At 38.8% G+C, this 13,846-nt stretch carries 11 protein-coding genes; 5 read left to right on the plus strand and 6 right to left on the minus strand.

Translation table 11 applies throughout. The features are described 5' to 3' along the window. Positions 1-84: 84 nt before the first annotated feature. The 3 genes from PP2015_RS05545 to PP2015_RS05555 form a co-directional block, all read right to left on the minus strand. Positions 85-2,832, minus strand: coding sequence for a TonB-dependent receptor (locus PP2015_RS05545; RefSeq protein ID WP_058029324.1), 2,748 nt, complete (start codon positions 2,830-2,832; stop codon positions 85-87). A gap of 84 nt (positions 2,833-2,916) precedes the next feature. Beyond that, complete coding sequence (locus PP2015_RS05550) at positions 2,917-3,882, minus strand: FecR family protein (RefSeq protein WP_058029325.1); 966 nt, start codon at positions 3,880-3,882, stop codon at positions 2,917-2,919. A gap of 10 nt (positions 3,883-3,892) precedes the next feature. After that, positions 3,893-4,363 carry an RNA polymerase sigma factor gene (locus tag PP2015_RS05555; protein ID WP_058029326.1) on the minus strand — a complete coding sequence of 157 codons (471 nt, stop codon included), beginning with the start codon at positions 4,361-4,363 and terminating at the stop codon, positions 3,893-3,895. A gap of 408 nt (positions 4,364-4,771) precedes the next feature. Between PP2015_RS05555 and PP2015_RS05560 the strand changes: the two genes are divergently transcribed. Then, positions 4,772-5,920 (plus strand): hypothetical protein, encoded by a 1,149-nt coding sequence (locus tag PP2015_RS05560; RefSeq protein ID WP_058029327.1) that lies wholly within the window; start codon positions 4,772-4,774, stop codon positions 5,918-5,920. A gap of 22 nt (positions 5,921-5,942) precedes the next feature. Here PP2015_RS05560 and PP2015_RS05565 read toward each other — a convergent pair whose 3' ends face one another. Further along, the gene (locus PP2015_RS05565) at positions 5,943-6,410 is read right to left on the minus strand and encodes an Lrp/AsnC family transcriptional regulator (RefSeq protein WP_058029328.1); all 468 of its coding nucleotides are present in this window, start codon (positions 6,408-6,410) and stop codon (positions 5,943-5,945) included. Positions 6,411-6,549: 139 nt separating this feature from the next. On the opposite strand from PP2015_RS05565, the gene PP2015_RS05570 reads away from it, so the two are divergent. The 3 genes from PP2015_RS05570 to PP2015_RS05580 all read left to right on the plus strand — a co-directional run bounded on the left by PP2015_RS05570 (position 6,550) and on the right by PP2015_RS05580 (position 10,126). Continuing rightward, complete coding sequence (locus PP2015_RS05570) at positions 6,550-7,722, plus strand: PrnB family protein (RefSeq protein ID WP_058029329.1); 1,173 nt, start codon at positions 6,550-6,552, stop codon at positions 7,720-7,722. A gap of 1 nt (position 7,723) precedes the next feature. After that, positions 7,724-8,821, plus strand: a complete 1,098-nt coding sequence (locus PP2015_RS05575; protein ID WP_058029330.1) for an aminotransferase class V-fold PLP-dependent enzyme — start codon at positions 7,724-7,726, stop codon at positions 8,819-8,821. 189 nt (positions 8,822-9,010) lie between these two features. Further along, positions 9,011-10,126, plus strand: coding sequence for a serine hydrolase domain-containing protein (locus PP2015_RS05580; RefSeq protein ID WP_058029331.1), 1,116 nt, complete (start codon positions 9,011-9,013; stop codon positions 10,124-10,126). 37 nt (positions 10,127-10,163) lie between these two features. On the opposite strand, the gene PP2015_RS05585 is transcribed toward PP2015_RS05580, so the two are convergent. Both PP2015_RS05585 and PP2015_RS05590 read right to left on the minus strand, forming a co-directional pair. Continuing rightward, on the minus strand, positions 10,164-11,093 hold the full coding sequence (locus PP2015_RS05585; protein ID WP_138559799.1) for a hypothetical protein: 930 nt from the start codon (positions 11,091-11,093) through the stop codon (positions 10,164-10,166). A 251-nt stretch (positions 11,094-11,344) separates the two neighbouring features. Beyond that, positions 11,345-11,875, minus strand: coding sequence for an RNA polymerase sigma factor (locus tag PP2015_RS05590; protein WP_058029333.1), 531 nt, complete (start codon positions 11,873-11,875; stop codon positions 11,345-11,347). Between the two features lie 311 nt (positions 11,876-12,186). Here PP2015_RS05590 and PP2015_RS05595 point away from each other — a divergent pair, with 311 nt between their 5' ends. Next, positions 12,187-13,839, plus strand: a complete 1,653-nt coding sequence (locus tag PP2015_RS05595; RefSeq protein WP_058029334.1) for a (2,3-dihydroxybenzoyl)adenylate synthase — start codon at positions 12,187-12,189, stop codon at positions 13,837-13,839. Positions 13,840-13,846: the final 7 nt, after the last annotated feature.

Below are 13,846 nucleotides of genomic sequence, written 5' to 3' on the forward strand. Positions count from 1 at the left end.
AAAGAAAAAGATTGCACTGAGTGAGATCTATCACTCAGTGCGGGTTTATGATTTTAATAATGGTCTTATCGAAATTTATGAAGCTTAAAGTTTGAACTCTAAGCCAATTGAAATGGTTTGCCCCGGCTCAGGCATTGCAACGATAGAGCCAGTCGAGACCTTGTATTGATCAGTTAAATTAGTGATGGCGATATTGCCTGTGATGTCGTCACTAAAGGTGTAATCCAAATAAAAGTCTAGCTGGTAACCTGCTGGAATATACTCTAGTGCGGTAACGCCTGTGCCTGATAAAAAGCCACCTGGATGGTGTTTTTCAGAGTGCTTTTTATAGGTGAACCCAGTGTCGATAGCATCGTTAAAGAGTTTAGTGCCAAAAATGGCGATATAACTTTTCTTTGGTGGCACACGTAGTGGCGTGAGACTGCCTGCAAAGCCAGTACTATTGCAGGTATCAACTTCTGCAGCTTGTGCCATTAACTCTGAGCACATTGTAACGCTTGAATATTTTGTATACGAAAGTTTGCTATAAAATACGTCGCTTTGGTAATGAATTCCAAACTCAGTGCCTGGCAGCTCGAACTTATCATAGTTAATGAAAGTCAGCTTCAGATCCCAAGCTGGTTTATCAGCTTTTGGTAAGAAGCCTGTCGCTAACATATTCTCTATATTGGTATAAAAGTATTCGCCCGATAAAATCAACTTATCGCCATTAGTGATTAAATTTGTGAATTTGCTCTCAAAACCGACATCATAAGAGTTTGTTTTTTCAGGAGTGATTGGATACTCATTAGAGTAAGAGAATACCTCCCCTGATACCGTAGTTTCATACAAGTTTGGCATTCTATACGCTTTACTATATTTGGCTTTGATCGCAGTGTTATCCAGCAGGTGATATTTAGCCTGAATAGTGAGATCGGTTTTACCATCAAATTTAAGTGTATTATCAACCAGATAATCTCTATTCACAGAGTCATGGTGATTGATGTTAAAAGCCAACTCAACCGGAGAAAGATCTAGCTGAGCATTAGCAAATATAGCCCGTTTCGTTTGTTCACCATGACGTGAAGTCGGCTTGAGGTTAAAGTCATCAGAATGCCAATCTTGTTTAAAATTGTCCTTCCAATCCTTATGCGGAGAAAGCGTCTCTGATTGCCAAGATAAACCATAAGTTAATGTGATAGGCGTACTTTCCACAGCGAGTGAAGTGGAGTTTAATGCACTAACGCCATGTCGTTTATTTCTTACACGATGAAAATATTGTCCCGCATTTTGACCAAGATTGCTGCCTAAAGAGTTATATTGATGAAGTCTCGCACTTGTGTGCCATAGATTTACACTCAGGTCGATAGATGGGTTATCGCTTGGCACAAAACGATACAATGCACTGGTGCTATTTACATGAGCGGATCCTGGTTCCCACTGAGGCATTGTTTCTACCCCGTCAGGAATATCTTCAGATAACCATTCCTCTTCACCATTTTCATTTGTTTCTTTCCAATACTTGGTATCGCCAGCGCGCTGTTTGTACCAATATGAAGCAAGCATTTCGCCGGCTTTTTGTTTGTGAAATCGCGTATTAACCTCAAGTGACTGTTCATCAGTAAACTCATAAGTTAGCTTGGCTAGGTAAGAGTCACTTTCGAAGCTTGTATTGACTACCTCACCATTTTTATTTACCGGAGGTGGCCTTAAAATAACACCTTCTTCTATCACATATTCTGAAAGTGGTACGTCAAGCGGGTTTCCATTTGCATCTTTTGGTGGCACCAACATTGAGCGATGATGAACTTCAACAAAGTCTTCGAAGCCATTCTTACCAGCAAAATAATTGCCCACTTCTTTCTTACTGTAAGCTAAAACAGCTTTAAGGTTATTTTTTTCATAAGCTGTCGCAATCGTGAAGCTTCCACCATTAAAATCGAGTGTGTCATTATGATTGCTGACTTCATAATAATTTTGTATGCCAAACCCTTCAGGAACATTTGGCATTTTGTTGTTGTTATGGGTGCTTATTTTGACTAACGCGCCAAGCTTTTCATCGCTTTTGAGAATATCTTTAGTATCTAGCGTGCGAATACTCACCATGCCGCCAATTGCACCAGAACTAAATGGTGATGCTTTTGCTGATGCACCTTTTTCGATATTTACTTTGCTTATAAGGTTTGAGTCTATATAGGTCCTGTCAGAAGTGCCCATATATCCTCGGTTGGTATGTGTTGATTGTAAGCTACCATCGATAAAGATTGGCACGCGACCCTCACCTTGTACACCGCGAATACCTATATCAAGGGCGCCTGCTTCGTTGCGTAAGTTGTTAGCTTCAATGCCTGAAAAGCTAGAGAAGATATCTGAGTTTGATAAACCTTTAGTACGAGCGATTTGCTCTCGGTGCATATTTAATTTATCACCTTTGACTTCAATCACTTCGATGTCATCTTGTACTTTATTAGAGCCATCAGGTATAAAACTTGAGTGTCTTGCTCTGGTTTTTGATGAAGAGTGTGCACGAACAGTGGCTTTAATGATGATGTTGTTGTCGATAATACGCGCGGTTAAATTGCTGTTTTTTAAGGTTAGCTCTAATGCTTGATCTAGACTAATCTCACCCTGAAGCGCAGGGGCTTGTAGGCCATTTAACAGGTTTGCATCTGCGATCAAATTCATACTTGCTGTTTTAGCAACTTGAGTGAGGGTATGGCTCAAAGGCTGTGTTGATAGATTAAACTCATAAACTGAAATTTGATCTTGTGCTGCTGAGGGTAAACTAAGGCCTAGTCCGAGCGCAAATGCGAGGGGAGTGAGTTGTGTGTTAAATACTGCGCGAGTTCTCATTTTTATACGTCCAAATAAATTACCTATTATGAAAACGAATGAGAATGAGAACTCCTCAATAAAAATTTAAGTTTTTTAAACTAATTACCGTTTGCTTATAATTATATGATTATTAATATTTTTTATTTCAATAGGTAAGACGTGAGGTAACAAATTGATGAAGTTTTCTAGCTCTGAGGCCGAAAAAGTACCAGAAATAACTAAATCGTCGTGATGTTTGGTTGCTAAGGTATAGCTAAAATCATGATGTCTGTTAAAGGTTTCGAGCGCCTCAATAAGGGGGGTGTTATCAAACATTAAGCGACCTAGTTTAAACGCATCGACGAGATTGAGTTCGGGGTCAAATTTGCTTACTTCAATACCAGAAGCATTAATTGTAGCTACGTCCCCTTTGTTTAATTCAATACGCTTATGTTTGTTTTGCACGCTTACTCTTCCATGATCAACCATTACCCGAGTGCTATTAGATTTTCTATCTACCGAAAAGCGCGTGCCTAATACGGTAATTGTGCTGTTGCCTGTTTCTATTACGAAAGGACGAGCTCTATCGCTTGCTACATCGAACACAACGCGGCCTTTGAGGAGTTTATTTACTCTTTGCTCGTCATCGAAATCAACAGAAATAGAGGCTTTTGCATCGAGTGTGAGCGTACTCTGGTCTGGTAATTTGAAATCCGTGATTTCACCGCGTTTAGTTTGATAACTTGCTTGAAAAGCAGCAGGGTTTAAAGGAGTCGGCCAGTTTAAATAACTAAACAAGCAAATACTGAGAAGTGCAAAGCATGCTGCGATTGCCCAAGTATTTTGGTAAACACTCTGTGTTGATTGGTGCGAAGTGGTAATACTTTGCTCAAAACTTTGAACGTCTTGCTCAGAAAATTGTCTCAATAATAGCTCAATTTGTTTGCTTTCTTGATAGGCGAGAAAATGTTTACTGTCAGCATCTAACCAATGTTGTAGGGCGAGAGCTTGTTGTTGGTTTAGCCCTTGCCTTTCAAGTTCTAACCAACGGTCCACTTGCTGTTGAATGCTTAAATTATGTCGGTCCATTTTGGTTCTCTTATTGTTTTTTTAATGCTTGTCGACAAGCCAGCATTGCAGTGGCAAGGTGTTTTTCAACCATGCTCACTGAAACCCCCATTTGCTCGGCAATTTGAGATTGACTTTGGTTTTTGAATTTATAGAGCACAAAGGCCTGTTTTGTCTTTGTTGGTAAAGATTCTATACACCGATTAAGAAGGACGAGTTGCTGTTGACTCGCTAATTTGGCTTCTGGTTCGTAAAAGCTCGGAGCAATAATCTCTGTCTCATCAGGTTCTGCAATATGCTGATTTTTTCGATATTGATCGATAACAATATTCTTTGCAGCTTTGAAAAAAAGTGCGCGTTCTTGGGTTTTATTTTGCTTTGGGTTGTTGCGTTTGTAGCTCAAAAGTCGTGTATAAGCTTCTTGAACAATATTTTGAGCTTTGTCTTTGCATCCAACTGAGCGAGCGATATAGCTTAACACTTCAGAGTAATAACGTTCCAAAATTCACCAGTTTGATTTTAAAAGCCGCGCATACTATCAGGTGATGATATAAATGAGAATGGGTACTATTGTTATTTGAGAGTAAAGTACCATTTTTGTGAACGTGATTTCATTTTTAAGTAAATGTAGGTGTTTTAATAAAAATAATTAGACTCATAGCTCTAAAAAATACAGTCATAACCTTCGTAATAAAACTTCTAAAAGTAGTGTATTTCACCGATTTAATTGAAAAGTTAATACGTATTATTAAATTCCAACCAGTTAAAGGAGTAGCGAGATTCAGCATGAGCAGAATTCGTTCCGCGCAAGGATGCGGCCTTTGTTGGCACTTCCCAAAACGCAGGTTTGGCCGCTCTCTTGAGCGGTCTTTTTTCAACCTTGTTTGTGTTTTTAAAAGGTACTTAAATCATGGTCGACAAAGAGAACAGTGAAACTGAGCAGCCCCTAAAAACAGGGTTTTTAGACAAAGCTAAAAGTCATTTAAAGGGCATTGTACTAGGTGGGCTTGGTATTTTGTCTGCGGCTGCAGTACCCGTGTGGCAAATTTACTTTGTAGAAACCTCAGATGTGGCTATTGAGATCACTGCAATTAGTCGAGTTGAATCGGACCGCTTTAAGGTCGCTCTTGATACCGATGAATTGCAAATGCTCGAACCTTATATTCCTGAAAATTTGTTGTATGAATTTAATTACTTGGGGCAGAGGGGCGATAAAATAGATTTTCCTGAGTTCTCTCTCGACATTCTATTTACTGCCTACGATAAAGCAAAACAAGACCTTAAAAATATCTCAATCACAAAAACGAAATTACTACAAAGCATAGAGCGAATAGACGCTTATTTAGATCCTGCCAATCAACAGTACCCGTTGGATGAGTTTCGTGTCAGCGAGTTAAAAAGCTGGGATTTGAGTAATCACATTGATGACGCCGAAGCGCAATACTTTGAAAATCAAGTGTTAGCCATTACAAGAGATTATTCGCAAATGGAATTTAATGCCCAAGCAGAGCCCGCACTCAATCTGGCGGCATTGGCATTTCTGCTTAACGATGTAAAAGAAGATATAACCGATGTGATCAGCGAGTCGAATAATCGCCATGAGCGTTTAAGAGATGATATTCGCAATATCGAAACACAATTGCAAAAACTAAAAAATCAGCAGTTTGAGCAAAATACGTTTTTTACTGTGGACGCAGTGGTGTCGAACTCGGGTAGAGCAAGCACATCGCTGCGGCCTTTAGCACTGATGCGAGTGCAAATTAGTGATAACAACTATGTTGATATTCGCCTCGAGCAGCAACGCTATTCAGATCAATCTGAGTTACTACCATCTTCTACCAATATGTTGAGTTACCGTTCTTTAGAGCTTTCTTCTTTTCCGAGTGAAGATCAGGCATTGATCAACACATTTTGGGGCAGCACAGGGCGCGTGCAAATGTATGCGATGGACACTCAGCAAAATGTATTCAGCTCAAATCAAATTGCCTTTGTTGATAATCGAAACCAAAAAGTCATTTTAGATAAACTAAAAGAAGTTGCTTCAAAGCAAGTGCAGTAACTTATTAACTAAGACCAAGCTTTTACGGTGTTTTCAAAGGCAACTGATTGCGCGAGAAAGTCTGTTTTAACACCACGGTGGATTCAATTGCTGCGATACTACTGATTTGCCCCAAAGACTTCTTCACAAAGCTTTCGTAGTGGCTTAAATCTTTGGCGACTATCTTCAGTAAATAGTCATTACTACCAGTGATCACCGAGCACTCCATCACTTGCTCAAGGGCTTCTACTTCGTTTTCAAACTCATCGGCTAGCTTATCTGAATTGGCATTTAGCCTGACTAGGGCATACACCAAAATCGATAGGTTAAGTTTTTCTCGGTCTAGAATGGCCTGATAGCCTTTAATAATACCTTCTTGTTCAAGCTTTTTTATCCTTCTTAGGCAAGGGGTATCGGATAAGTTAACCTGTTGCGCCACTTCTGTGGTTGTCATTCGGCCACGATATTGTAATAGGTTTAAAATGGCTAAATCTTTACTATCAACACGCATATTAGTGAATTTCACTTGTTTTTATTATTATTTTGTTAAATATCACTCATTGAGGGCGGAATGATCAAGTTTATTGGTGAATTTTTATCACAGCCTACTGCTACTATTAATTTATCAATACCAATAAGAATAAAAAATTATGACAGCGTGTACACGAGAATTTGATGCTTGGATCCGCAGTTCATTCTGCGAGATAAACTCACAGCTCGAAACCTTATATTGGCAGCAAGAAGACAAAGCGAATGTTGAAGATGTCGGTGAAGTATTAAAGCAACAATTGCAGGCAGAAGGCACAGAGTTGATCAAAACTTTAGTTGTTGAAGGCAATACCGATGAAGGGTTTGACAACGCCTTTGATTTGCTCGGCAATGTTGGCCTATATATGGCTGCTTGCAGACGACATGAAATCACAGAGCCGAGTCGAGAGCGTACTTCCCCCCTAGTTGAAGCTTCTACATTGGCCATGCATATTGGTGCGTCGATAGGCGTGACCCCTCGTTTTGCGACCGCGCATTTGACGACACATAACACCGCGGTCAATGGCGTGTATAAACGCTTTACCGATCTCGCAGACGAAAAAATCTTTGTTGATTACAACACTAAAGGCATTTTGGCCTATAAACGCGCAGCTGATGCCTTGTTAAAAATCTTACCGCTGGGCGTATCGCACCCAATCACGGGCGATTTATTAAAAGTTGCTAAATATGCACTGCAAGATGTGATTGACTCTAACCAAGAGTTGTTTGATAAGCTCGACACAGACCGATTTTTTTACTGTGTAAGGCCTTATTACAAACCGCACCGTGTTGGCTCTCAGGTTTATCGTGGTGCTAATGCTGGTGATTTTGCTGGCATTAATGTGATCGATATGCTGCTCGGGTTATGTGTTGCCAATGAGCCCAGTTACTCACAAATGCTGGTGGATAAATTCTTGTATATGATGCCAGAAGATCAGCAAATTTTACGCGATTGCATGCGTCGAACGAGTTTGATGGACTCATTTTTAAACCTTGAAAGCCAACATAGCGCTTCTTGGTATCAAGAGAATGTGACGTTATTTTTAGAAGTGTGCGAGTTACATGGAAAAGGCGCTACCCAACATCATAACCAGTTAGTTGAAAAGTATATTGCCCAGCCTTCAAATTCTATGGCAGAGCAGCACCTAGATAAAGTGACTGCCAGCGGCCCGCCACTGTCAGTGTTACTTGGTTCACTCGAAAAACTTCGTGATCGCCGAGCCGCTAATCAGCGAGATGATATTTTTACTCGTTACCACGATATTCAAAAACTCAAAACCACTTTAAGTAGATAACCTGATGAAGCAAGATTTTGTATTACCGAGTGACACCTACTTATTGAATCACTCGGTTGGTAGACCACTAAAAAGTGCCGAAAACCACTTTAAACAAAGCTATTTATCACCATGGCAAGATTCGGGCAAAGAGCCTTGGCAAGCTTGGCTGGCAATTATTACAGAGTTTCAACAGGTGTTGGGCCGACTGTTTAACTCATCATTTATGCAGTTTTGCCCGCAAGTTAATTTATCGAGTGGACTTACAAAACTCATAATGGCTTTGCCTGAGCTAAACGAAAATAGTGTCGTGCTAATGAGCGCACAAGACTTCCCAAGTATGGGGTTTGCGATGCAAAAAGCACTGCCAGCCGGGGTGACAATTCGCTATATTCCTGAACACGAAAACATCACACAAATTGACGTTTGGCAGCAACATTTAACTGCCGATGTTGATTTAGTTTTTGTTAGCCAAGCCTACTCAAATACGGGGCAGCTCGCGCCTGTCAATGACATTGTAAAGTTTGCCAAAGCCAATCAAACCCTAAGTATTATAGATGTTGCGCAATCAGCAGGGGTTATACCTTTAGATTTAAATAAGCTTGATGCCGATTTCATGATTGGCTCAAGTGTAAAGTGGCTATGTGGGGGCCCAGGGGCCGCCTATTTATGGCTTAATCAGAGGCATATTAAGCGATTAGCGCCAAAAGACGTAGGCTGGTTTTCTCATGAAAACCCGTTTGAGTTCGATATTCACCATTTTGCTTACCACGACAGCGCCTTAAAGTTCTGGGGCGGTACGCCGAGTGTTGCGCCTTACGCTTTTGCTTCGCACAGTATTGATTATTTTGCCCAACTTGGCGACAAGTTAAGAGGGCATAACCAAAATTTAATAGATTTACTTATTCAACATTTGGGCGAACAAGTGGTTTCCCCGCACGATAGGAATCGTCGAAGTGGCACAGTGATTATAAATCCGACAATGGGTATAGAAGCTGCAATGGCTGAATGTACTCAAGCGGGGATCAGCCTCGATACTAGAGCGCATGGGATACGTGTTTCACCGCATATTTATAATGACGAAAGCGATATTTTAAAGCTGGTAACAGCGCTAAAGTGAGTGGTTTTTAATACGATGTTTTGTGGCTCAACGAGTGGAAACTGGTTGAGCCATTTTTTTGTGGAAATAAAAAAGAATAATTACGCCTGCTATCAACCCCAATGCTTTGTTACAAACTTAGTATTGCTCAAAATTATTAATAAGCGGTACAGTGAGTTAATTTAAATTTATGATATTTCAAGGATAGTTATGCGAATTAAGCTTCTTACTCTGGCTATATCTGGACTACTAGTCAGCTCGATTGCACATGCGAATGTGCCCACCAAAACGCAAATAGATAATGTGTTTGCAAATATTAAATCAACCAACCCGGGTTGTAGTGTGGGTGTAATTAAAGACGGTAAGCTGATCCATAAAGCGGGTTACGGCTTGGCGAATATGGAATTAAATGTGCCATTAGATGGTTCACATGTACATCGTATCGCTTCTGTATCAAAACAGTTTACAGGGATGGCAGTGTTGTTATTGGCTGATGAAGGAAAAATCGACTTAAACGCTGATATCAGAAAATACTTGCCAGAGCTGAGAGATTATAAAGTACCAGTCACTATCAATGCCATGTTGGGTCATTTTTCGGGGATGGGAGATTATGATTTTGTCGATGCTGAACTAGACAAAGACGCACTTAAACTTAAATCCACTATGGGCGGTGAGTTTCGTTTAGGAAATGAAGACTATTTGACCATTCAGGAATTTTACGATTACGTAAAAACCATGCCACTTAGAAACAAGCCTAATCAAGAATTTAGCTATAGTAATTATGCTTACTTTGTATTGTCGATGCTGGTAGAGCGCGTTTCAGGTGAGAGCTTAAGAGAGTATAGTGAAAGGCGAATTTTTAAACCTTTGGGCATGAGTAATACTTTTTTTAGCGATAAGCCTACAGAGATAGTTAAAAATCGTGCAAGTGGTTACAGTAAAAATGAAGATGGAAAATATGTTACCAGCATGACTAACTTATTTTGGGTTGGTGATGGCGGCTTACACACTAATATAGAAGATATGGCCAAATGGGACGCTTATTTCTATAACCCTACATTAGGCAAGAAGCCGAAAGAGCTTCTTTTGCAGTTTATGCGTCCAAATAATGCTGAAATCACCATGGAAAGTCAAAAATACGCAAACGGACAATTTATTGGTGAAAAGGGTGGTTTTACAATTGTTCATCATAGTGGTGGTTGGTTAGGTACAATCACAAACTATGAGCGTATTCCAGAGAAAAAATATGCTTCAATTGTGTTTTGTAATGATACGTCTATTGATATTGCAAAAGTTGTCAAGGGGTTACGGAAGTTAGTTCTGTAACTTTTAAAGAGGCAAGCAATGTTGCCTCTTCTTCTTATTATTTCATTCCTTCGCACCAAGGTGATGCTAAATTAGGCTCAAGTAAAGGCTCTTTTGGGAGTCTTTTTTGATCTGGCGGTACAAGAGATTTTAGGTTCAGAGATTCAAGTAGTAGCCTGACGTTTTCACTTGCATCGTCATGATTCATTAAAAGCTTAACCAGCTCTGATATGTGGTGTGTTTTTAAACTTGATATATTTTCGACGGCTATCGCATGCTCAACTTCATCTAAAAAAAGCAAATAGTCATGATTGTTAATTGCATATTCGAGAATTTTATTTTCTATATTCACTCGATATTTTTTATATAGAGCAAGGTCTTTTTTGATGAGTGCGGTAGTCAATATAGAGAATGTAAGTCGAACCGAGTCCCTGTGTTTATTTTGTATTTTAAATAACTTATAGGCCTCCAAAAAATAGCTAAGGGCTTTATCTGTTTGTTCAATGTGCAGGGCAATGTTACCACGTACAATATGAATACCAGTGCTTATATTGGCATCTAAAACATTGAACTCTATTGAATCCAGTAATCGAAATCCGATAGAAGGTTGCCCTTGAACTCGGTAAGCTGTTGCAATATTAGCCTTTATTGCTGCAGCATAATTTATATTTGTGGTCTGAGTTAAGGCGCATGTGAAGTGCTGTATTGCATCTTGATGCTGATTATTTTGTCTATACGCTACACCAATATCATTAATAATATGCATGGCTTTTAGGTTTGTTACATCTTTAAACTGCTTCTTTTTTAAAGTAGTTATGATGTCTGTAAAGCTTTGCCAGTCGTACAAATTTATAGCAGCTTTAATGGCGATACGATGAAACTGGAGTGCGTCTTCATTAAAGGTATTCTGGTATTTGTCTTTGCGCCTTTGATATTCGGTCAGCGCTTGCTTGGGAGCATTCTTTTCAAGCTCGGCAAAGTTTATCAACACCTCTGGTGAGATTATGGTGCTAAACAGTACCATCAAAGGATATAAGCTCATTGTATTGAATCTACTAATGATAATTTATTATTTATTGTAAACGTTGTGTGTTTTATTAGGAATAAGATAATTGTAAAAAGCTGATAATTAAACTTAGTATTTTTTGGAGCACCCAGTGCTTAAATATAAAACTGGATGCTTATTTTAAAGGCAAAAAATGAACGCAATGACTTAGTATGTGAACTATAGTGGACAGCCTAATGTGTGACAGCCCTTTTGCAAGTAGTTACCACTTCTTGAAGTGTGAAATTGACTAACGTTGGCGAAATAGCACATATTTTAGCAATTTCGTTTTGCTTATATCCGCCTCTTTTATATAAGCTTAATATATGTTGATGCCGATTAGATAGTCGGTTAACGGCTTGTACCATACGTTTGTTAAGCTTCTGTTTAATATAGTTTTCTTCAAGATTTTCATGCTCATCAATAAATTGAAGGTACTCAGTATTTTCAATACTTATCCAATTCTCTTTATTTTTTTTCCTCAACATATCAATCGCAATATTTTTGGCTGTTTGATAGCAATATGCGGAATGATTGGATACAGAGTCAACAGATTCACACGTGTGAGAAAGCCTAATAAATGTTTCTTGAAGAGCATCTTCAGCTAGGTGCTGACAGTTCAATATTGAAGTTAGATAAGTGATTAATTTCCTTCTTTGTATTTCAATTATTTTTGACCAATGTTGATCTGCTTTTTGCAAATCTGTAGTTCGAGTAACAGTCATTCTATTTCCTTAAATAAACCGCTAATGTAAATTATTATCGTTTAGATCCTAATTCTCATCATTTCCTTGTGTCAATGAAAAAATTCATAAGTTGTTGCGGTTGTGTAACTTCTAACTCTTAATTTAGGCCTCCATAAAAACTTTAAAAAACTTCTAAATTTATTGCGAAATGATTCGTCTTTAGATTGTTATAAAAAAATATAACGTAGTTTTAATTTTGTAACAAGTTGATTTTTAAGTTGTTTTTTGGTTTTGTTTATTCAAGGCTTTATTAGAAATTAATTTTGAAATTTATTTTTTAAAGGGTTGTCATGTTAAACAGTTGTATCAAATGGTCTGATGAAGAAGCTAAGCTTTACCGTAGTCGTGGCTATTGGATTGATGAGGAGTTATGCCAGATATTAGAGCGTCAAGTTCAAAATTCGCCAGCGAAAATAGCTGTTATAGACAATGGAATCGAAAAGACATATGGCTGTTTAGATAAAGAATCAACCCGATTAGCTGGATATTTAGCTAAGCAAGGGCTCAAAGCAGGCGATACTGCAATTGTCCAATTACCTAATTGTTACGAATTTTATGTTGTATTTTTCGCATTGCAAAAATTAGCAATTTTATCTGTTAATGCGCTTATGAATCATAATGAATTAGAGCTTACTCACTACGTTGGTGCGCTTAATCCTTCTCTAGTCATTGCTGATGCAACACATTCATTATTTCAAAATGATTCTTTTTTTAAAAAGTTGCAAAGTGATTCATCAAACCTTAGCCATGTTTTACTGAGAGGAAATACTGATTGGGCGCCCAATATCAGTAAAAAGTTATATGCATCTGCAAGCTTTGATGATTTTGAATCTGTTCCATTTCGTAAGCACAATGCTGAAAATGTTGCTTTTTTCCAATTGTCCGGTGGTAGCACCGGCACTCCCAAGTTAATCCCCAGAACGCATAATGATTACTTCTATAGCGTCAGGCAGAGTGTTGAAATATGTCAATGGAATGAAAATACACGATACTTGTGTGCGCTTCCTGCAGCGCACAATTTTCCATTAAGTTCACCTGGGGCGTTGGGTGTATTTTATGCTGGCGGCACTTTAATTTGTGCATCAAACCCTTCTCCAAGTAGTTGCTTCCCTTTGATCTCAGCTCACCAAGTTAACTGGACTTCACTGGTTCCGCCAGCTGTAGCACTTTGGTTGGACTCTCATGAGAGAAGTCATCATGACCTTAGTTCACTTAAAGTCATTCAAGTTGGGGGCGCAAAATTGAGTGCTACATTGGCAATCAAGTTAGAAAATGAGTTCAAGGTAATACTTCAGCAAGTTTTTGGTATGGCTGAAGGCTTGGTTAATTATACGAGATTAAATGACAATGACTGGGTAAGACATAACACTCAGGGCAGGCCTATGAGTGAAGCTGACGTTATCAAAATTGTAGATGAAAATAATCAGACTGTTTCCCAAAATGAGGTTGGTTTGTTAACGACAAAAGGACCATATACTTTCAAAGGGTATCTAAATGCAAAGTTGCACAATTTAACAGCCTTTACGGAAGATGGTTTTTATTGCAGTGGTGATCTCGTCAAGTTGAGTCATTGTGGGAACATCATTGTAGAAGGTCGTGATAAAGACCAAATAAATAAAGGTGGTGAAAAAATCGCCGCTGAGGAAGTTGAAAATCAATTACTCGCTCACCCTGATGTGCACGACTGTGCTGTAGTCGCAATGCCTGATCACCTTCTAGGTGAGAGAGTATGCGCATTTGTTGTTAAACGTGAAAATGATAGAGATGCATTAACCAAAGTTGCTTTGAATCGCTTTATTCGAAGCAAAGGCTTAGCTGACTATAAGTACCCTGATCGATTTGAATTTATTAGCGCTTTACCGAAAACAAAGGTTGGTAAAGTCGACAAACGTGCACTTCGCGAACATATCAAAAACCTACTTGCTCCAATTAAAAGCGTTTAATAAGGAA

Origin of the sequence: Pseudoalteromonas phenolica, from assembly GCF_001444405.1 — a bacterium.
Lineage (GTDB): Bacteria > Pseudomonadota > Gammaproteobacteria > Enterobacterales > Alteromonadaceae > Pseudoalteromonas > Pseudoalteromonas phenolica.